The following is a 20,492-nucleotide window of genomic DNA, read 5'->3' on the forward strand; positions in this document are numbered from 1 at the left end:
GCCGAAGCGGGTTTTTCCTGCACTTGTTTAAGCTGACAGTTCAACCAGCAGCTTGTTCAGGCGACGCACATACGCCGCCGGGTCCTTCAGGCTGTCGCCAGCCGCCAGGGCCGCTTGGTCGAACAGGATGTGCGACAGATCGCCGAAACGCTCTTCGCTCTGCTCGTTGTCGAGTTTTTCCACCAGCGGGTGCGCCGGGTTGAATTCGAAGATCGGCTTGGAGTCCGGGACTTTCTGGCCGCTGGCTTCGAGGATCTGGCGCATTTGCAGGCCCAGGTCCTGCTCACCGATGGCCAGGATCGCCGGGGAATCGGTCAGGCGGTGCGAGACACGCACTTCGCTGACAGCATCGCCCAGGGCCGTCTTGATCCGCTCGACCAGGCCTTCCTTGCTCTTGGCGACTTCTTCGGCGGCTTTCTTGTCTTCTTCCGAATCCAGGTTGCCGAGGTCCAGGTCACCACGGGCCACGTCGACAAAGCTCTTGCCGTCGAACTCGTTGAGGTAGCTCATCAGCCACTCGTCGATGCGGTCGGTCAGCAGCAGCACTTCGATGCCTTTCTTGCGGAAGACTTCCAGGTGCGGGCTGTTCTTGACCTGTGCATAAGTTTCACCGGTCAGGTAGTAGATCTTGTCCTGACCTTCCTTGGCGCGAGCCAGGTAATCGGCCAGGCCAACGATCTGCTCGCCATCATCACCTTGGGTCGACGCAAAGCGCAGCAGGCCGGCGATCTTCTCTTTGTTGGCGAAGTCCTCGGCCGGGCCTTCTTTCATCACCTGGCCGAAGTTTTTCCAGAAGCTCTTGTACTGCTCGGGCTCGTTCTTGGCCAGTTTTTCCAGCATGTCCAGCACGCGCTTGGTCAGTGCCGACTTCATGGAATCGATGATCGGATCTTTCTGCAGGATTTCCCGCGAAACGTTCAGCGACAAATCGTTGGAGTCCACCACACCCTTGATGAAGCGCAGGTACAGCGGCAGGAACGATTCGGCCTGGTCCATCACGAACACGCGCTGCACGTACAGCTTCAGGCCGCGTGGCGCTTCGCGCTGGTACAGGTCGAACGGTGCACGGGCCGGCACGTACAGCAGCGAGTTGTACTCCAGCTTGCCTTCGACCTTGTTATGGCTCCAGCTCAGCGGGTTCTCGAAGTCGTGGGCGATGTGCTTGTAGAACTCCTGGTATTCCTCGTCTTTCACCTCGGTGCGCGGACGGGTCCACAAGGCACTGGCGCGGTTGACGGTTTCCCATTCCACTTCAGGCTTTTCTTCGCCTTCGGCAGCGGTGACTTCCTTCGGCAGCTCGATCGGCAGCGCGATGTGGTCGGAGTACTTCTTGATGATGTTGCGCAAGCGCCAGCCATCGGCGAACTCGTCTTCACCGGACTTGAGGTGCAGCACGATGCGGGTACCGCGATCAGCCTTGTCGATGGTGGCGACTTCAAACTCGCCCTCGCCCTTGGACGACCAGTGCACGCCTTCGCTCGCAGCGAGGCCGGCACGGCGACTGAACACTTCGACCTGGTCGGCAACGATGAACGCGGAATAGAAACCGACGCCGAACTGGCCGATCAGGTGGGAATCTTTCTTCTGGTCGCCGGACAGGTTCTTCATGAAATCGGCAGTGCCAGACTTGGCGATAGTGCCCAGGTGCGTGATCACCTCTTCGCGGCTCATGCCGATGCCGTTGTCTTCGAGGGTGACGGTTTTCGCGTCCTTGTCGAAGCTCACACGGATTTTCAGCTCAGCGCCGCCTTCCAGCAATTCAGGCTTGGAAAGGGCTTCGAAACGTAATTTGTCGACAGCGTCAGAGGCGTTCGAAATCAACTCGCGAAGGAAAATTTCCTTATTGGAATACAGCGAGTGAATCATCAGGTGCAGCAGTTGCTTCACCTCGGTCTGGAAGCCCAGGGTTTCCTTTTGAGTTTCCACGCTCATGGTCATCAAACTCCAAGTGGATGGTGGTGTCCGCCTCGCTGAGATTGGCGGCGGGATGTCCTCAAGGTGGGGGCAACGCTGATGATTTCAAGGGCGATCCGGTTTTGACGGCTCCTGGATCTTGAAATGCGCCTGGGCAGTGGCGATGGGTTCGGCCTCGACGTCTTGCCAGGTGGTGATTGCGACGTTGGCCACCCGCCTCTGGCACCTGGCCGGGTACTGATGGAAATGTGTTGCGAAGAAATTGCCTGAGCCACGGATAATCGCTGCTTTAATACCCGACGGCGGTTCACGAAGAACAATGGCCGAGTAAAAAGGAGCATCAATGCATCAGGTAAAGCTGCCATCAGGTGGAGCATTATGGATGGCAGCAAGCCTGCTTTCATTCATAGGCATGGCTGTCGCGGCCCGAGAGCTTTCCAAGTTCATGTCGATCTTCGAGATCCTGTTTTTCAGGTCCTTGGTCGGACTGATCATTATTTTTCCGGTTATTTACCAACAGCGCGCCAAGCTCAAACAAGCCCGTGACCTGGGCCTGCAGATTGGCAGGAACGCGGTTCACTTCGCCGGACAATATGCCTGGACCATTGGCGTGGCATCGCTTCCGTTGGTCAAGGTCTTTGCCCTGGAGTTCACCACGCCGATATGGGTTTCCCTCCTGGCGTTTTTATTCTTGAAGGAAAAACTCTCCACCGCCAGGGTATTCGGCGCCATCGGCGGTTTCCTGGGCGTCCTGGTCGTTCTAAGGCCCGGCCTTGATAGCATCGAACCCGCCGCGTTTATCGTTCTTCTGGCCGCCATGGGCTATGCAACATCCATCATCATGGTGAAAAAACTGACGTTGACCAGCAGTCCCGCCATCATCGTGATCTGGATGGTGCTTCTACAATTGCCCTTGGGCCTTGGCCTGTCCCTGGCACAATGGCGTACCCCTACGCTTGCCTGCATCCCCTGGATCCTGCTGTTGGGCATAACAGGTTTAAGTGCGCACTTCGCCATGGCCAAGGCGCTCAGCGTCATGGAAGCCTCCATTGCCATCCCGATTGATTTTTTCAGGGTGCCGCTCATTGCCGTCGTTGGTTTTTTTCTCTACGGCGAGCCTCTCGAAATCTGGGTACTGGTCGGCGCAGTGATTATCTTCGCCTCAAACTATCTGACCTTCCGGGTCGAACAAAAGAACATGCCATCATCAACTTCACCGAGCTCTGAGTGATCAGTTCAAGGGCGATCCGGTTTTGACGGCTCCTGGATCTTGAAATGCGCCCGGGCAGTGGCGATGGGTTCGGCCTCGACGTCTTGCCAGGCGGTGATCGCGACGTTGGCGACCCGCCGGCCCTGGCGCCAGACCTGGCATTTGGCATAGGTGTCGCGAAACTGCCCGGTGCGCAGGTAATCCAGGGAAAAATCGATGATTTTCGGTATGCCTGGCGTGCCGGTGGCGATCAACAGATGCACGGCAGCGGCCAGTTCCATGAAACCGGCGATGACCCCACCATGGATGGCCGGCAGTAAAGGGTTACCAATGTTGTCTTTGTTGGCCGGCAGGCGAAACAACAAGTCGTCGCCCTGGCGCGTGCATTGGACGCCGATGAGTTGGGCATAGGGGATCGAAGCGAGCAGCAGCGCGTAGTCGCCCTGCTCGCAAGCGCGGCGCAGTTGTTCCTGAGTGATATCGGTCATGGCTGGCCCACAGCGGTCATCGGGCCGCCCTTCCCTATTCCCCTGGCATGCTGGCCCAGGCGCATGAAGGTACCCACCACATGGGCGATGGGTTGTTCGGGATCGTCCTGATAGGCGAAACCCCGGGTGAAGATCACGTCCGGGGTGACTCGGTAGCATTGCGCGAAGCCGTAGACATCCTTATGGGGCTCGGCGGCGTGCATGTAGTCGATGCGCAGGTCGAGGGTGGGACAGACTTCGAATTGCGGCAGCACACATAAGGTCGACATGCCGCACGCGGTGTCCATCAATGAGGTCAAGGCCCCGCCGTGGATGATGCCCGTCAGTGGATTGCCGACGATTTGCGGGCTGAACGGCAGGATGACCGTCAGCCCGTCACGACTGGCACTGTGCAACTTCAAGCCCAGCACCTGGCAATGCCTGAGTGCGGATAAAAAACGTGTCGCACGCTCAAAAACGGGGTCTTCGGCCATTCGATTAGCGCTCCAATGAGTGACGAGACCTGAAAACAGGCGCAATGCACAAAGTTCCATTGCAGTGCAAAGTTATATATCTGTTACGCAACAGGAACTTAATCCGAGGGGCGGCGTTCAAAAGGCCAGTAGTTATTTCCATAAGGAGAAACACCCCATGCGTAAGACTTTTGCTATTGCCTTGATGTTGGCCGCCTCCCTCGGCCTCGCTGCCTGCGATAAAAAATCCGAGGACAAAGCTCAAGATGCCCAACAACACGCTGAGCAAGCTCAGCAAGACATGAACAAAGCACAGGATAAAGTGAACGACGCGGCGAAAGAAAACGCCGAAGCCGCCAAAGCTCAGTCTGAATCGAACAGCGCCGCCCAGCAGGAAGCACCTGCTACCGCGCCTAAAACCAACTGATACGGTTTTAGCAGTAGAGAAAACCCGCCTGGTGCGGGTTTTCTTTTGCCTGCGATTTGGCGGCGACGCCTGTCAGGCCGCTTCCTTGCCCACCTCGGACACTGGCGCTTCGGTGGGGGTATAGACCATCACGTCCAGCACATCGGAGTGAAACTCGCGCTGATACAGCACGAACACCACACCAGCACTCATCAGCATGAATAACCACGGGCTGACGAACCACGCCAACATGGTCATGCCGAAGTAATAGGCACGCAGGCCGAAGTTGAACTGGTTGGCGGCCATGGAGATCACTCGCGCCGCCCTCAGCGCAAAGGCCTTGCGCTCCTGCTCCGACACATGGCGCTCGCCGATCATCGGCGCCGAGCCAATCAGCACTGCCGCAAAGTTGTATTGGCGCATGCACCAGCTGAACGTGAAGAACGCATACACGAACACCAGTGCCAGGCACAGCAACTTGACCTCCGCCATGCCCTGGGAAGCCTGCTGCACCATCGGTATGTCCGCCAGCAACGACACCGCCCGATCAGATGCCCCGAGTACCGTCAGGATACCGGCCAGGATGATCAGCGTGCTGGAGGCGAAGAAGGATGCATTGCGCTCCAGGTTGCCGATCACGCTGGCATCGGCGATACGGTTCTCACGCAGCAACATGCGGCGCATCCAGTCTTCGCGGTACAGGTGCATCACGCTGGCCAGGCACGCCGTGTCGCGCGCCTTCCAAGAGGCATAACGGGTGTAGCCCGCCCAGCAGATGATGAACCAGGCGGCGGCAAGCAGGTGGATCAGGTTGGCTTGGATGAATGACATTCGATTTCCTGTGACGAAACAAAATCTGTGGCAATAGTATCAGCGAACCCTGTGGGAGCGAGCCTGCTCGCGATAGCGGTATAACTTTCACTTCGATGTCGGCAGTTCCAACGCTATCGCGAGCAGGCTCGCTCCCACAGTCCACGGAAAAAGACACTGCACTCAAAAAAAATGCCCCGTATCGATTGATACGGGGCATTTCAGTTCTTGCCGATGGATCTGCCCGTTGTCGCTTAAGCCAAGGCTTCGCTGCGCTTGCCCAGCAGGCGATCGCACACCACCGCGACCGCCAGGGTCATCACCGAAGGCACCAGCCAGGCCAGGCCCTGCTCGCTCAGCGGCAGGTGGGCCAGTTGCGCCGGCATCCAGTCCACCAGGCCGGCCCCCTTGAGCGCATCGATCAGGCCAAACAGGAACGACACCAGCATCACCGGGCCAACGATGCGCCCCTGCTCGTGCCAGAAGTCCTTGCAGAAGCTCAGGGCCACCAGGGCGATGCACGGCGGATAGATCGCGGTGAGGACCGGAATCGAGAACGCGATCAGCTTGGTCAGGCCCAGGTTGGACACCAGCAGCGAAAAAGCCGCCAGGATCACGACCAAGGTCTTGTAGGACAGCGGCAGGACGCGGCTGAAGTACTCGGCGCAGGCGCAGGTCAGGCCGACTGCGGTCACCAGGCACGCCAGGGAGATCAACACCGCAAGGAAACCGCTGCCCAGGCTGCCGAAGGTGTGTTGCACGTAGGCATGCAGCACAGCGGCGCCGTTGGTTGCGCCCACGGCCACTTCATGGCTGCCCGAACCCAGGCGGAACAGGCTGACGTAGACCAGCGCCAGGCCCACCCCGGCGATCAGCCCGGCGATGATCGCATAGCGGGTGATCAAGGCCGGCGACTCGACGCCCCGGGAACGGATCGCGTTGACGATGACAATGCCGAACACCAAGGCGCCCAGGGTATCCATGGTCAGGTAGCCATTGATGAACCCTTGGGAGAACGGTGCCGCGATGTACTCGGGGGTCGCCACGCCGATATCACCCGCGGGCAAGGCAAACGCCGCGATGCCGAGCACGGCCAGGGCGATGATCTTCAGTGGCGCGAGGAAGCGCCCGACGGTGTCCAGCAGACGGCCCGGATAGAGCGAGATGAAAAACACCAGCAGGAAATACACTGCGCTGTAGAGGAACAGCGCCAGCGGGCTTTCACCGGTCAACGGCGCCAGGCCGACTTCGAACGAAACGGTGGCGGTACGCGGCGTGGCGAACAACGGGCCGACGGCCAGGTAGCACACTGCCGCCAGTACACCACCGGCGAGCTTGCCGATGGGGCTGCTCAAGGCGTCCATCGCACCGCCCACCTTGGCCAGTGCAACGACCGTGATGACCGGTAGCCCGACCGCCGTGATCAAAAAGCCCAGCGCCGCCATCCAGACATGAGGTCCGGACTGCAAGCCGACGATAGGCGGGAAGATGATGTTGCCGGCCCCGACGAACAGGGCAAATGTCATGAAACCAAGCGCCAGGATGTCCTGGCCTTTCAACACTTTCATTAAGGAAACCACACTACTGAATCGGAATTTAGAGAGGGATTTCCCTTATGGGTGAGGGAAATGCTGCCGATCCGTATGGGACCGACCCGTTTAGCGCGGCGCTTCCTTGTGGGCAGCGGTCGCAAAAATGGCTGCTAGCCTAACGAATTTAGCGAGAGAACGCACTGTTAAGGGGCGAACTATCCGATGCGCGACGTTCGCGTGTCGCGTTTACGTATCTATTTTCCTGCGAAGCCCCTTGCTGTAAGGGCCTTTATCTGGGGAGCAAGGCTTGCCCGCGATAGCGTCAGCGTGAACTGACAGATAGAACTGAGTCGCCTGCATCGCGGGCAAGCCTTGCTCCCACAGGGCCTTGTTCTCACAAAGCCTTGCTTCAACAGTGCCGGAAACGACAAAGGCCACCCGAAGGTGGCCTTTGTTGCTGGAACGAAAAGGTCAGCCGAAGCTTACTTCTTCATTTCCCAGCCAGTCAGCTCAGCCAGGGCCTTGCCGATGTCTGCCAGCGAACGCACGGTTTTCACGCCTGCGTCTTGCAGTGCAGCGAATTTCTCGTCTGCAGTACCTTTGCCGCCAGAGATGATTGCGCCAGCATGGCCCATGCGCTTGCCCGGAGGAGCAGTCACACCAGCGATGTAGGAAACAACCGGCTTGGTCACGTTGGCCTTGATGTAGGCAGCCGCTTCTTCTTCAGCCGAACCGCCGATCTCACCGATCATGACGATCGCTTCGGTCTTCGGGTCTTCCTGGAACAGCTTCAGGATGTCGATGAAGTTCGAGCCTGGGATCGGGTCACCGCCGATGCCGACGCAAGTCGACTGACCGAAACCGGCGTCAGTGGTCTGCTTCACAGCTTCGTAGGTCAGGGTGCCGGAACGGGAAACGATACCGACCTTGCCTGGCAAGTGAATGTGACCTGGCATGATGCCGATCTTGCATTCGCCTGGAGTGATCACGCCTGGGCAGTTAGGGCCGATCAGGGTGATACCCAGCTCGTCGCACTTGACCTTGGCTTCCAGCATGTCGATGGTCGGGATGCCTTCGGTGATGCAGACGATCAGCTTGATGCCGCCGAACGCTGCTTCAAGGATGGAGTCCTTGCAGAAAGGAGCTGGAACGTAGATCACGCTGGCGGTGGCGCCAGTGGCAGCTACAGCGTCTTTCACGGTGTTGAACACTGGCAGGCCCAGGTGCTCGGTGCCGCCCTTGCCCGGTGTTACGCCGCCAACCATCTTGGTGCCGTATTCGATGGCTTGCTGGGTGTGGAAACTACCTTGCGAACCGGTAATACCCTGGCAGATAACCTTGGTGTCTTTATTGATCAGGACGCTCATTATTTGCCCTCCGCAGCTTTGACAACTTGTTGAGCAGCGTCGGTCAGGCTGGTAGCAGCGATGATGTTCAAACCGCTTTCTGCCAGTACTTTAGCGCCCAGCTCAGCGTTGTTGCCTTCAAGGCGAACAACAACCGGGATTTTCACGCCAACTTCTTTCACGGCGCCGATGATGCCTTCGGCAATCATGTCGCAGCGAACGATGCCGCCGAAGATGTTGACCAGTACTGCAGCGACGTTGGTGTCGGACAGGATGATCTTGAACGCTTCGGTTACGCGTTCCTTGGTAGCACCACCGCCCACGTCGAGGAAGTTGGCTGGCTTGCCGCCATGCAGGTTGACGATGTCCATGGTACCCATGGCCAGGCCGGCACCGTTGACCATGCAGCCGATGTTACCTTCCAGGGCCACGTAGTTCAGTTCGAACTTGGCAGCGTGCGCTTCGCGCGGATCGTCTTGCGACGGATCGTGGAAAGTCTTCAGCTTAGGCTGACGGTACATGGCGTTGGCATCGATGTTGATCTTGGCATCGAGGCAGTGCAGGTCGCCGTCGGCCTTGATCACCAGCGGGTTCACTTCCAGCAGTGCCAGGTCGTGGTCCTGGAACAGCTTGGCCAGACCTACGAAGATCTTGGCGAATTGAGTGACCTGCTTGCCTTCCAGGCCCAGCTGGAATGCCAGCTCGCGACCCTGGAATGGCTGTGCGCCAACCAGTGGATCGATGGTGGCCTTGAGGATTTTCTCAGGGGTATCGTGAGCGATTTTCTCGATGTCCACGCCACCTTCGGTGGAAGCCATGAACACGATGCGGCGGCTCGAACGGTCAACGACAGCGCCCAGGTACAGCTCTTTAGCGATATCAGTGCACGATTCAACCAGGATCTTGGTGACTGGCTGACCGTTGGCGTCAGTCTGGTAAGTCACCAGACGCTTGCCCAGCCACTGCTGTGCGAAGGCTTTGGCGTCTTCTTTGCTGCGAACCAGCTTGACGCCGCCCGCTTTACCGCGACCACCGGCGTGAACCTGGGCTTTGACAACCCATTCGCTGCCGCCGATTTTGTCGCAAGCTTCTGCTGCCGCTTCCGGGGTGTCTACCGCGTAACCGGTGGATACTGGCAGGCCGTACTCAGCGAACAGCTGCTTACCCTGATACTCGTGAAGATTCATGCTTATTACCGTCTTCGTTAGGTACTGCGCATTCGGTGCTGCACCGTTCTGGTGCCGCACCACCTGTGACTGCTGCTTGCGTAGCGTTCCGGTTAACCGGTTCGGCTACGCAAGGCTGCGTCCAGCGGATATTCCGCGGTGAGTCTTGCTCGCAAGGCTCACGACGGGCCAAACCGCCGTGGTTTCTTATTGTCTATTAACGCTTCTTGCGGTTGGCCACGTGGATGGCGCCGCCATTTACGGCCAGGGCCGCTTCGTGCAAGGCTTCGGACAGGGTCGGATGGGAGAAGACCATCATGCCCAGATCTTCAGCGCTGGTGCCGAATTCCATGCCGATCGCGCCTTGCTGTACCAGCTCGGCAGCGCTTGGGCCAATGACGTGAACGCCCAATACGCGATCCGTCTTGGCATCGGCGATGACTTTCACGAAACCACCGGTATCGTTGGCTGCCATGGCACGGCCACTGGCTGCGAACGGGAAGGTGCCGACGTTAACTTCAACGCCTTCGGCTTTCAAGGCCTGCTCGGTCTTGCCAACCCATGCGATTTCCGGGTGGGTGTAGATAACCGAAGGGATCAGGTCGTAGTTCATCTGGGCTTTGTGGCCCTTGATGCGCTCGACAACCATGATGCCTTCTTCGGATGCCTTGTGTGCCAGCATCATGCCGCGAACCACGTCACCGATGGCGAAGACGCCCGGTACCGCGGTTGCGCACTGGTCGTCGACGGCAATGAAGCCGCGCTCGTCGATTTCCACGCCGCTATCGGCAGCCAGCAGGTCAGTGGTCACAGGACGACGGCCGACCGCGACGATCAGCTTGTCGAAGGTGATGGTCTGTTCGCCGTTGGTGTCGGTGTAGGTCACCACGACTTCTTCGCCGTTGACCTTCGAACCGGTCACGCGAGCGCCCAGCTTGATGTCCAGGCCCTGTTTGGTCAGGGTTTTCAGCGCTTCCTTGGAAACCGCAGCGTCAGCGGCCATCAGGAAGGTATCGAGGGCTTCCAGTACGGTCACTTGCGCACCCAGGCGCGACCATACCGAACCCAGCTCGAGGCCGATCACGCCAGCGCCGATCACGCCCAGGCGTTTTGGCACGGTCTGGAATTCCAGGGCACCGGTGGAATCGACGATCACGTTCTGGTCGACCGGAGCCGGTGGAATGTCGATCGGACGCGAGCCTGGTGCCAGGATGACGTTCTCGGCTTCGATCACTTCAACCGAGCCGTCTGGCTTGGTCACTTCGACTTTCTTGCCCATCAGCAGCTTGCCGTGGCCTTGGATCGAAGTCACGCCGTTGGCCTTGAACAGGGTGGCAACACCGCTGGTCAGGTTCTTGACGATGTTGGCCTTGCGACCCACCATCGCCGGCACGTCCATCTTCACGTCGCCCGTGCTGATGCCGTGGATCGCGAAGCCGTCTTGGGCTTCGTGGAACTTCCAGGAGCTGTCCAGCAGCGCCTTGGAAGGAATGCAGCCGACGTTCAGGCAAGTACCGCCGAGGGCCAGCTTGCCCTCCTTGTCGGTGTATTTCTCGATGCAGGCAGTGGTAAGGCCCAGTTGCGCAGCCTTGATGGCCGCTACGTAGCCGCCAGGGCCCGCACCAATCACTACCACGTCGAATTTCTGAGTCATGAGTCATTCCTTTTCGAATCAAACCGGACGGTCACTTGTGATGACCGTCGAGGGACGAAACCGGTTGTTTCAGCAAGAGGCCGGTCAAAACAGACCGGCCCTCGCGGCGAAAATCAGATATCCAGCAGCAGACGAGCCGGATCTTCAAGCAGGTTCTTGATGGTTACCAGGAACGTCACGGCTTCTTTACCGTCGATCAGGCGGTGATCGTAGGACAGTGCCAGGTACATCATCGGACGAATCACGACTTGACCATTGATCGCCATAGGACGCTGCAGAATGTTGTGCATGCCCAGGATAGCCGCTTGCGGCGGGTTGACGATCGGGGTCGACATCATCGAACCGAATGTACCACCGTTGGTGATGGTGAACGTACCGCCGGTCATCTCTTCGATGGACAGCTTGCCGTCACGGGCCTTCTTGCCGAAGGTGGCGATGCCGCCTTCGATTTCGGCCAGGCTCATCAGTTCGGCGTTGCGCAGTACCGGAACCACCAGGCCACGGTCGCTGGAAACAGCGACACCGATGTCGGCGTAGCCGTGGTAGACGATGTCGGAACCGTCGATCGACGCGTTGACGGCCGGGAAACGTTTCAGCGCTTCGGTGGCAGCCTTGACGAAGAACGACATGAAGCCCAGGCGTACGCCATTGTGGGACTTCTCGAACAGATCCTTGTACTTCGAACGCAGGGCCATGACTTCGGTCATGTCGACTTCGTTGAAGGTGGTCAGCATCGCCATGTTCGACTGGGCTTCTACCAGACGCTTGGCCACGGTAGCGCGAACGCGGGTCATCGGAACGCGTTTTTCAACGCGGTCACCGGCAGCGAACACCGGAGCGGCAGCGGCAGGTGCGGCAGGCTTGGCTGGCGCGGCGGCTGGAGCGGCTTTCTTGGCGGCAACGGCTGCAACCACGTCTTCCTTGGTCACGCGACCACCCTTGCCGGTGCCGGCAACGGAAGCGATGTTGATGCCGTTCTCTTCAGCCAGCTTGCGCGCAGCAGGGGCAGCGACTGGATCGTCTTCGCCACCAGCGGCTGGCGCGGCGGCCTGGGCGGCAGCCGGTGCAGCAGCGGCGGCCGGAGCAGCAGCGGCAGCACCGCCTTCTTCGATCGAGCCCAGGACCTGGTTCGACAGAACGGTAGCGCCCTCCTCGGCAATGATTGCGCCCAGCACGCCGTCAGCTTCGGCCAATACTTCCAGCACGACCTTGTCGGTCTCGATGTCGACGATCAGGTCGTCACGCTTGACGGCCTCGCCTGGTTTCTTGTGCCAGGTGGCAACGGTGCCATCGGCAACCGATTCCGGGAATGACGGGGCTTTGATTTCGATAGCCATTATCTGTGGGTCCTTAAAATTCGGTTTCAGTCAGCGCGAAGGCGTTAAACAGTGAAGGCATCTTGCAGCAGTTTTTCCTGCTGCTCGGCGTGCATCGACGCATAACCACACGCAGGTGCAGCGGAAGCATCACGGCCGGCATACTCCAAGACCAGGGCCTTGTTATGGTTGCCGATGCTGCGACGCAGGTGATGCTGGCTGCTGTACCAAGCGCCTTGGTTCATCGGTTCTTCCTGACACCACACCACATGGGTGAGGTTGGTGTAAGGCGCGATGGCCTCCATCAGGTCTTCTTCCGGGAACGGGTAAAGCTGCTCGATACGCACGATAGCGATGTCTTCGCGGCCTTCGGCACGACGTTTTTCCAGCAGGTCGTAGTAGACCTTGCCGCTGCACAGGACCAGGCGAGTCACCTTCGCCGCATCCAGGGTGTCGATTTCCGAAATAACGGTCTGGAACGAGCCTTCGGCCAGATCCTCGAGCGTGGAGATCGCCAGTTTGTGACGCAGCAGCGACTTGGGTGTCAGCACGATCAGCGGCTTGCGCAGCGGACGGATGACCTGACGACGCAGCAGGTGGTAGATCTGTGCCGGCGTCGTCGGTACGCAGACCTGGACGTTGTGCTCGGCGCACAACTGCAGGTAACGCTCCAGACGTGCCGAAGAGTGCTCCGGCCCCTGCCCTTCATAACCGTGCGGCAACAGCATGGTCAGACCGCAGAGACGGCCCCACTTGTGTTCGCCACTGGTGATGAACTGGTCGACAACCACCTGGGCACCGTTGGCGAAGTCGCCGAACTGGGCTTCCCAGATCACCAGCGCATTCGGCTCGGTGGTGGAGTAGCCATATTCGAACGCCAGGACGGCTTCTTCGGACAGCAGCGAATCGTACAGGTCGAAACGTGGCTGGCCTTTGTACAGGTGTTGCAGCGGGATGTAGGTGCTGGCGTCTTTCTGGTTGTGCAGCGCCGCGTGGCGGTGCGAGAAAGTGCCGCGGCCTACGTCCTGGCCGGTGATGCGCACCGGGTGACCTTCGAATGCCAGGGTCGCGTACGCCATGGTTTCGGCATAACCCCAGTTGATCGGCAGGCCGCCGGCTTGCATCTTCTGCCGGTCTTCGTAGATTTTCGCGACCTGGCGCTGAACCACGAAGCCGTCCGGGATTTCCAACAGCTTGGCGGACAGTTCCTGCAGGGTCTTGAGGTCGAAACGGGTGTCGTGACGCGCGGTCCAGGCGTGGCCCAGGTACGGACGCCAGTCCACGAACAGCTCTTTGTTCGGCTCTTTGACCAGGCTTTTTACAACGTGCAGGCCGTTATCCAGGGCATTGCGATATTCATCGACTTTTTCCTGGACGCGCGCTGCATCCAGCACACCGCCCTGGGTCAGGCGCTCGGCATACAGCTCACGGGTGGTGCGCTGCTTGGCGATCTGCTGGTACATCAGCGGTTGAGTACCGCTTGGCTCGTCGGCCTCGTTGTGGCCGCGACGACGGTAGCAGACCAGGTCGATCACCACGTCGCGCTTGTACTGCATGCGGTAGTCGATGGCCAACTGGGTCACGAACAGCACGGCTTCCGGGTCATCGCCATTCACATGGAGAATCGGCGCCTGGATCATTTTCGCAACGTCGGTTGCGTACTCGGTAGAGCGCGAGTCTTCCGGGTTGCTGATGGTGAAACCGACCTGGTTGTTGATCACGATGTGCACGGTACCGCCGGTCTTGAAACCGCGGGTCTGCGACATCTGGAAGGTTTCCATGACCACGCCTTGACCGGCGAATGCCGCGTCACCGTGGATGGAGATCGGCAGCACCTTCTCGCCGGTCGGATCGTTGCGACGATCCTGGCGCGCACGGACCGAACCCTCGACCACCGGGGAAACGATTTCCAGGTGGGACGGGTTGAAGGCCATGGCCAGGTGGACTTCGCCACCTGTGGTCATTACGTTGGACGAGAAGCCCTGGTGGTACTTCACGTCACCGGAACCCAGTTCGACCTTCTTCTTGCCTTCGAACTCGTCGAACAGCTCGCGCGGGTTCTTGCCGAAGGTGTTGACCAGTACGTTCAGGCGGCCACGGTGGGCCATGCCGATGACAACTTCCTTGGTGCCGTAGGAACCGGAACGCTGGATCAGCTCATCGAGCATTGGAATCAGGCTCTCGCCGCCTTCCAGGCCGAAACGCTTGGTGCCCGGGTATTTGGTACCCAGGTATTTCTCCAGGCCTTCACCGGCGGTGACGCGCTCGAGCAAGTGGCTCTTGATGTCGGCGGAGTACGTCGGACGGCCACGAACGCTTTCCAGACGCTGCTGGAACCACTGGCGCTGCTCGGAATCGGTGATATGCGTAAATTCAGCGCCGATGGTGCGGCAATATGTCTGCTGCAACGCTTCGTGAATTTCGCGTAGGCTCGCTTCCTCTTTGCCGATGAACAGGTCGCCGGCACGGAAGGTCGTATCAAGGTCGGCATTGGTCAAGCCGTAGTGAGTGATCGACAGGTCTGCAGGTGCAGGACGCTGCCACAGTCCCAGCGGGTCAAGCTGGGCTGCCTGGTGGCCACGCATCCGGTAGGCCTGGATCAGTCGCAATACTTCAACTTGCTTCTTCTCGTGCTCGGAGCTCACGCTGCCGGCAGACACCGGTTGAGCGCGGCGCTGGTTCTTCGCCAGCAGCACGAAATGATCGCGAATCGTCGAGTGCGAAACATCAGTGGCAGAGTTACCGTCAGCCGGCAACTTCTGAAAGTAGGTGCGCCATTCTTCTGGCACAGCGTTAGGGTCGTGCAGGTAGAGCTCGTAAAGCTCTTCCACATAGGCAGCGTTACCACCGGAAAGGTGGGCACTGTTCCACATGCGCTGCATCACGCTTTCTTGCATGCTTGGTCACCCTCGATTAGGGGAACACCACCGGCGAAAACACCGAGCAAACTTGCAGAAGTCCGAGTGCAGCGACTAAAACAAGCCACTTAGGATCACGCTGATAGTCCGGGTACCAGCCCGGATGCCCCTGCTTGTCTCATTTCTTCAAAATAAGAACTGCCGCTTTGTGAGCGGCTGTTCTGGTTATAGCCATGACGCGGGTTGAAGCCCGCGCCCTGGCCTTTACGGGTACAACGGTCCTACGGGTACAGCAGCTGAATCAAACGCCGCTTTGCAGCAGCATGTTACGAATGTGACCGATGGCCTTAGTCGGGTTCAGGCCTTTTGGACAAACGTTGACGCAGTTCATGATCCCGCGGCAGCGGAATACGCTGAACGGATCATCCAGCGAAGCCAGACGCTCGGACGTCTTGGTGTCACGGCTGTCTGCCAGGAAGCGGTACGCTTGCAGCAGGGCGGCCGGGCCCAGGAACTTGTCCGGGTTCCACCAGAACGATGGGCACGAGGTCGAGCAGCAAGCGCACAGGATGCACTCGTACAGACCGTCGAGCTTCTCACGCTCTTCAGGAGTCTGCAGACGCTCGATGGCCGGAGCCGGCGTGTCGTTCTGCAGGAATGGCTTCACCTTCTCGTATTGCTTGTAGAAGATGCTCATATCGACGACCAGGTCACGGATAACCGGCAAACCTGGCAGCGGACGAACGATCAGCTTGTTGCCCTTGACCACGGCAGACAGCGGCGTGATGCACGCCAGGCCGTTCTTGCCGTTGATGTTCATGCCGTCGGAGCCGCAAACGCCCTCACGGCAAGAGCGACGATAGGAGAAACCCTCGTCCTGCTCTTTGATCAGGGCCAGCACGTCCAGCACCATCAGGTCTTTACCACCGGTATCGACCTGGAAGTCCTGCATGAACGGCGCAGCGTCCTGATCAGGGTTGTAGCGATAAACACTGACTTGCAACATAGCGGTCACCCTTAATAAGTCCGGACTTTTGGTTCGAAAGTCGGAACAGTCTTCGGCGAGAAGTTCACGGCACGCTTGGCGACGCGTTTTTCACCCGGGAAGTACAAGGTGTGGCACAGCCAGTTTTCGTCGTCACGGTCTTCGAAGTCTTCGCGGGCGTGGGCGCCACGGGACTCTTTACGCACTTCTGCGGCGATGGCGGTGGCTTCGGCCACTTCCAGCAGGTTCTGCAATTCCAGCGCTTCGATACGGGCAGTGTTGAACGCCTGCGACTTATCGTTGATCTTCACGTTGGCGATTCGTTCACGCAATTGCGCCAGCTGGGCAATACCCTTCTGCATGTATTCGCCGGTACGGAATACACCGAAGTAGTTCTGCATGCAGTTTTGCAACTCACGACGCAGGGTCGCCACGTCTTCGCCTTCGGTACGCTCGTTCAGAGCGGACAGACGCGCCAGGGCAGCTTCGATGTTGGCGTCGGTGGCATCGTCATATTCGATACCGTCGGACAGCGCTTTTTCCAGGTGCAGGCCGGCAGCGCGACCGAAGACCACCAGGTCGAGCAACGAGTTGCCGCCCAGACGGTTGGCACCGTGGACCGATACGCAAGCCACTTCACCCACTGCGAACAGGCCAGGGATGATTGCGTCCACGCCTTCGGCGTTCTGGGTGATCGCCTGGCCATGAATGTTGGTGGCAACGCCGCCCATCATATAGTGGCAGGTTGGAACCACTGGAACTGGCGCAACGACCGGGTCGACGTGAGCGAAGGTCTTGGACAGTTCGCAGATGCCTGGCAGGCGGCTGTGCAGCACTTCCTCGCCCAGGTGGTCGAGCTTGAGCATCACGTGGTCGCCATTCGGACCGCAACCGTTGCCAGCGATGATTTCTTTAACCATCGAACGGGCAACCACGTCACGACCGGCAAGGTCCTTGGCGTTCGGAGCATAACGCTCCATGAAACGCTCGCCGTGCTTGTTGATCAGGTAACCACCTTCACCACGGCAACCTTCGGTCACCAGTACACCGGCGCCGGCGATGCCGGTCGGGTGGAACTGCCACATTTCGATGTCTTGTACCGGCACGCCAGCACGCAGGGCCATGCCGACGCCGTCACCGGTGTTGATCAGGGCATTGGTGGTGGATGCGTAGATACGGCCTGCACCGCCGGTCGCCAGTACGGTGGCCTTGGCGCGGATGTAGGTGGTTTCGCCGGTTTCGATGCAGATCGCGATCACGCCGACGAAGGCGCCGTCCTGGTTTTTCACCAGGTCAACGGCGTAGTACTCGTTCAGGAACGTGGTACCGGCTTTCAGGTTGCCCTGGTACAGGGTGTGCAGCAGCGCGTGACCGGTACGGTCGGACGCCGCGCAAGTACGTGCAGCCTGGCCGCCCTTGCCGTAGTCCTTGGACTGGCCACCGAACGGACGCTGGTAGATACGACCTTGCTCGGTACGCGAGAATGGCATGCCCATGTGGTCCAGCTCGAACACCGCAGCCGGGCCTTCCTGACACATGTACTCGATAGCGTCCTGGTCACCGATGTAGTCGGAACCCTTGACGGTATCGTACATGTGCCAGCGCCAGTCATCGTTCGGGTCGGCCGAAGCGATGGCGCAGGTGATGCCGCCCTGGGCGGAAACAGTGTGCGAACGGGTCGGGAAAACCTTGGTGATCACGGCAGTCTTGTGACCGCCCTGTGCCAGTTGCAGCGCTGCGCGCATGCCGGCACCGCCACCACCAATGATGATGGCGTCGAAAGAAATCGTTGGAATGTTAGCCATGGATCAGATACCCCAGAGAATCTGCACACCCCAGACGAAGTAAGCGAACATCGCAACGCCGCATACTGCCTGGAAGAGGAAACGTACGGCAGTCGCCGACTTGCCGAACGCCATTGGCGTCAGGTAGTCGGTCGCGATGGTCCACATGCCGACCCAGGCGTGAGCGCCCAGTGCAACAAGTGCCAGCAGACTGAAGATACGCATCCAGTTGTTTGCGAACAGTTCATGCCATTGGGCGTAGCCCAGGCCTGGGTTTGCTACGACATATCCGATCAGGAAGATGAAGTAAGCCGCGAGAACGACCGCAGACACACGCTGCGCCATCCAGTCATAGAGGCCCGAACGCGAAAGGTTCGTGACGTTGGTTACCATATCCAGACTCCTGCCAGAACGATCAGCACCGCAGACACGGCGATAATGATTTTCGAGCCCAGCTTGCCGCCTTCCAGCGTCTCACCGATGCCCATGTCCATGATCAAATGGCGCACACCGGCAACCAAGTGATACAGCAAGGCGGACAGGATGCCCCAAATCACTAGCTTGGCTAGCGGACTGGTCAGACACGCTTTCACCTGACCGAAGCCTTCTTCCGAATCGAGCGACTTGTCCAATGCATAAAGCATGATGGCCAGGCTGACGAAGAGGATGACACCGGAAATACGGTGAAGAATGGACGTGTAAGCAGTGACTGGGAGTTTGATGGTCCTTAGGTCTAGGTTTACAGGTCGTTGGCTTTTCACGGCTTTTTTTTCACACTGAAGAGCCCCTAACAATCAGGGCAAAGTTGTTGGGGCGCGCACTGGTCAGGTACTCACCACCCAGGGAGTGACGACCCCCAAGAAAGCAGGCCCAAAAGCCCCTGGCGGTCGGTGGCCGAGTATAGACAGTTAGGCTACTAATGACAACGCGTTCACCTTCCCCTAATAGCGCATTGCACATACGACGCAAAAGGCGTAAACGGCAGGTAATTTCGCGGAAAAAGTCCGGTTAAAGCCTTCTGGAGCAAGACTTTAGGCAAATTGACTTTCGAATTTATCTCACTATAGTGGTGCGGGCCCTGCGTGGGGGGTCTGTCTGATGATTTCAAGCATTAATAGGAGGCCACATGGCTGACAAAAAAGCGCAGTTGATCATCGAGGGCGCAGCCCCCGTCGAGCTGCCCATTTTAACCGGCACCGTTGGTCCCGATGTAATCGACGTACGGGGCCTGACGGCCACGGGCCGTTTCACCTTTGACCCAGGTTTCATGTCGACCGCCTCGTGCGAATCGAAAATCACCTATATCGACGGCGACAACGGCATCCTGCTGCACCGCGGCTACCCGATCGAGCAACTGGCTGAAAAATCGGACTACCTGGAAACCTGCTACCTGCTGCTCAACGGCGAGCTGCCAACCGCAGAGCAAAAGGCCCAGTTCGTCAGCACCGTGAAGAACCACACCATGGTTCACGAGCAGTTGAAGACCTTCTTCAACGGCTTCCGTCGCGATGCCCACCCGATGGCCGTCATGTGCGGCGTTGTCGGCGCCCTCTCGGCCTTCTACCACGACTCCCTGGACATCAATAACCCCCAGCATCGCGAAATCTCCGCGATCCGCCTGGTGGCGAAGATGCCGACCCTGGCAGCGATGGTCTACAAGTACTCCATGGGCCAGCCCATGATGTACCCGCGCAACGACCTGACCTATGCAGAGAACTTCCTGCATATGATGTTCAACACCCCGTGCGAGATCAAACCGATCAGCCCGGTGCTCGCCAAGGCCATGGACCGGATCTTCATCCTCCATGCCGACCACGAGCAGAACGCCTCCACGTCCACCGTGCGCCTGGCCGGCTCCTCGGGTGCCAACCCGTTCGCCTGTATCGCCGCCGGTATCGCCGCACTCTGGGGCCCTGCCCACGGCGGTGCCAACGAAGCGGTACTGACCATGCTCGATGAAATCGGCGATGTCTCGAACATCGACAAGTTCATCGCCAAGGCCAAGGACAAGAACGATCCGTTCAAGCTGATGGGCTTCGGTCACCGGGTCTACAAGAACCGCGACCCGCGCGCCACCGTCATGAAGCAGACCTGCGACGAAGTGCTCAAGGAACTGGGGATCAAGAACGATCCGCAACTCGAACTGGCCATGCGCCTGGAAGAGATCGCCCTGACCGACCCGTACTTCATCGAGCGCTCGCTGTACCCGAACGTCGACTTCTACTCGGGGATCATCCTCAAGGCGATCGGCATTCCAACCAGCATGTTCACCGTGATCTTCGCCCTGGCGCGGACCGTCGGCTGGATCTCCCACTGGAAGGAAATGCTCTCCAGCCCGTACAAGATCGGCCGCCCGCGCCAGCTGTACACCGGCTACGAGTCGCGTGACATCACCCAGCTGGAAGACCGCAAGTAAGACCTGCCTTGCTATAGGTCCCAAGCTGCACCGAACAGCCCCTGCTTCTTATATAAGAGCAGGGGCTGTTTTGTTTGTGCCCTCTTTGTCTGATCCAGAAGCTGCGGTGACAGGCCCGGCGCATCGCGAGCAAGCTCGCTCCCACACTGGATCTA

At 59.0% G+C, this 20,492-nt stretch carries 17 protein-coding genes and 1 pseudogene; 3 read left to right on the forward strand and 15 right to left on the reverse strand.

Annotation, left to right across the window (positions count from 1 at the left end):
* Nucleotides 1-27: 27 nt before the first annotated feature.
* Entirely contained in the window at nucleotides 28-1,932 is a 1,905-nt protein-coding gene (gene htpG / locus KI235_RS22050; protein ID WP_003204412.1) for a molecular chaperone HtpG, read from the reverse strand.
* 87 nt (nucleotides 1,933-2,019) lie between these two features.
* A pseudogene (locus KI235_RS22055) lies at nucleotides 2,020-2,133 on the reverse strand (PaaI family thioesterase); the annotation flags it as partial.
* Nucleotides 2,134-2,257: 124 nt separating this feature from the next.
* Between KI235_RS22055 and KI235_RS22060 the strand changes: the two are divergent.
* Complete coding sequence (locus tag KI235_RS22060; protein ID WP_003204414.1) at nucleotides 2,258-3,145, forward strand: DMT family transporter; 888 nt, start codon at nucleotides 2,258-2,260, stop codon at nucleotides 3,143-3,145.
* Nucleotides 3,146-3,150: 5 nt separating this feature from the next.
* Here KI235_RS22060 and KI235_RS22065 read toward each other — a convergent pair whose 3' ends face one another.
* Complete coding sequence (locus tag KI235_RS22065) at nucleotides 3,151-3,612, reverse strand: PaaI family thioesterase (RefSeq protein ID WP_003204417.1); 462 nt, start codon at nucleotides 3,610-3,612, stop codon at nucleotides 3,151-3,153.
* Entirely contained in the window at nucleotides 3,609-4,085 is a 477-nt protein-coding gene (locus KI235_RS22070; protein WP_003204420.1) for a PaaI family thioesterase, read from the reverse strand. Before KI235_RS22070 ends, KI235_RS22065 begins: the two co-directional genes overlap by 4 nt.
* A gap of 157 nt (nucleotides 4,086-4,242) precedes the next feature.
* Here KI235_RS22070 and KI235_RS22075 point away from each other — a divergent pair, with 157 nt between their 5' ends.
* The gene (locus tag KI235_RS22075) at nucleotides 4,243-4,491 is read left to right on the forward strand and encodes a hypothetical protein (RefSeq protein WP_003204422.1); all 249 of its coding nucleotides are present in this window, start codon (nucleotides 4,243-4,245) and stop codon (nucleotides 4,489-4,491) included.
* Nucleotides 4,492-4,563: 72 nt separating this feature from the next.
* Here KI235_RS22075 and KI235_RS22080 read toward each other — a convergent pair whose 3' ends face one another.
* From KI235_RS22080 to sdhC, 11 genes are all read right to left on the reverse strand, one after another.
* Nucleotides 4,564-5,301 (reverse strand): DUF599 family protein, encoded by a 738-nt coding sequence (locus KI235_RS22080; protein ID WP_003204424.1) that lies wholly within the window; start codon nucleotides 5,299-5,301, stop codon nucleotides 4,564-4,566.
* Nucleotides 5,302-5,534: 233 nt separating this feature from the next.
* Nucleotides 5,535-6,848: a branched-chain amino acid transport system II carrier protein gene (gene brnQ, locus KI235_RS22085; RefSeq protein ID WP_003204426.1), complete on the reverse strand. Its 1,314-nt coding sequence runs from the start codon at nucleotides 6,846-6,848 to the stop codon at nucleotides 5,535-5,537.
* Nucleotides 6,849-7,294: 446 nt separating this feature from the next.
* Nucleotides 7,295-8,179: a succinate--CoA ligase subunit alpha gene (sucD, locus tag KI235_RS22090; RefSeq protein ID WP_003179236.1), complete on the reverse strand. Its 885-nt coding sequence runs from the start codon at nucleotides 8,177-8,179 to the stop codon at nucleotides 7,295-7,297.
* The gene (gene sucC, locus KI235_RS22095) at nucleotides 8,179-9,345 is read right to left on the reverse strand and encodes an ADP-forming succinate--CoA ligase subunit beta (protein ID WP_003179235.1); all 1,167 of its coding nucleotides are present in this window, start codon (nucleotides 9,343-9,345) and stop codon (nucleotides 8,179-8,181) included. The genes sucD and sucC overlap by 1 nt, the downstream gene beginning before the upstream one ends.
* Before the next feature lie 196 nt (nucleotides 9,346-9,541).
* The gene (gene lpdA, locus KI235_RS22100) at nucleotides 9,542-10,978 is read right to left on the reverse strand and encodes a dihydrolipoyl dehydrogenase (RefSeq protein ID WP_003204429.1); all 1,437 of its coding nucleotides are present in this window, start codon (nucleotides 10,976-10,978) and stop codon (nucleotides 9,542-9,544) included.
* A gap of 113 nt (nucleotides 10,979-11,091) precedes the next feature.
* Complete coding sequence (odhB, locus tag KI235_RS22105) at nucleotides 11,092-12,315, reverse strand: 2-oxoglutarate dehydrogenase complex dihydrolipoyllysine-residue succinyltransferase (RefSeq protein ID WP_053163102.1); 1,224 nt, start codon at nucleotides 12,313-12,315, stop codon at nucleotides 11,092-11,094.
* Between the two features lie 44 nt (nucleotides 12,316-12,359).
* Nucleotides 12,360-15,191 carry a 2-oxoglutarate dehydrogenase E1 component gene (locus KI235_RS22110; protein ID WP_003204433.1) on the reverse strand — a complete coding sequence of 944 codons (2,832 nt, stop codon included), beginning with the start codon at nucleotides 15,189-15,191 and terminating at the stop codon, nucleotides 12,360-12,362.
* 262 nt (nucleotides 15,192-15,453) lie between these two features.
* On the reverse strand, nucleotides 15,454-16,158 hold the full coding sequence (locus tag KI235_RS22115) for a succinate dehydrogenase iron-sulfur subunit (protein ID WP_003204434.1): 705 nt from the start codon (nucleotides 16,156-16,158) through the stop codon (nucleotides 15,454-15,456).
* An 11-nt stretch (nucleotides 16,159-16,169) separates the two neighbouring features.
* On the reverse strand, nucleotides 16,170-17,942 hold the full coding sequence (gene sdhA, locus KI235_RS22120; protein WP_003204436.1) for a succinate dehydrogenase flavoprotein subunit: 1,773 nt from the start codon (nucleotides 17,940-17,942) through the stop codon (nucleotides 16,170-16,172).
* Between the two features lie 3 nt (nucleotides 17,943-17,945).
* Nucleotides 17,946-18,314: a succinate dehydrogenase, hydrophobic membrane anchor protein gene (sdhD, locus tag KI235_RS22125; protein ID WP_003204438.1), complete on the reverse strand. Its 369-nt coding sequence runs from the start codon at nucleotides 18,312-18,314 to the stop codon at nucleotides 17,946-17,948.
* Nucleotides 18,308-18,682 carry a succinate dehydrogenase, cytochrome b556 subunit gene (gene sdhC, locus KI235_RS22130; RefSeq protein WP_003179220.1) on the reverse strand — a complete coding sequence of 125 codons (375 nt, stop codon included), beginning with the start codon at nucleotides 18,680-18,682 and terminating at the stop codon, nucleotides 18,308-18,310. The genes sdhD and sdhC overlap by 7 nt, the downstream gene beginning before the upstream one ends.
* 365 nt (nucleotides 18,683-19,047) lie before the next feature.
* Between sdhC and gltA the strand changes: the two genes are divergently transcribed.
* Complete coding sequence (gene gltA / locus KI235_RS22135; RefSeq protein WP_003204440.1) at nucleotides 19,048-20,337, forward strand: citrate synthase; 1,290 nt, start codon at nucleotides 19,048-19,050, stop codon at nucleotides 20,335-20,337.
* Nucleotides 20,338-20,492: the final 155 nt, after the last annotated feature.

The organism is Pseudomonas sp. St386 (assembly GCF_018325865.1).
GTDB lineage: Bacteria > Pseudomonadota > Gammaproteobacteria > Pseudomonadales > Pseudomonadaceae > Aquipseudomonas > Aquipseudomonas brassicacearum.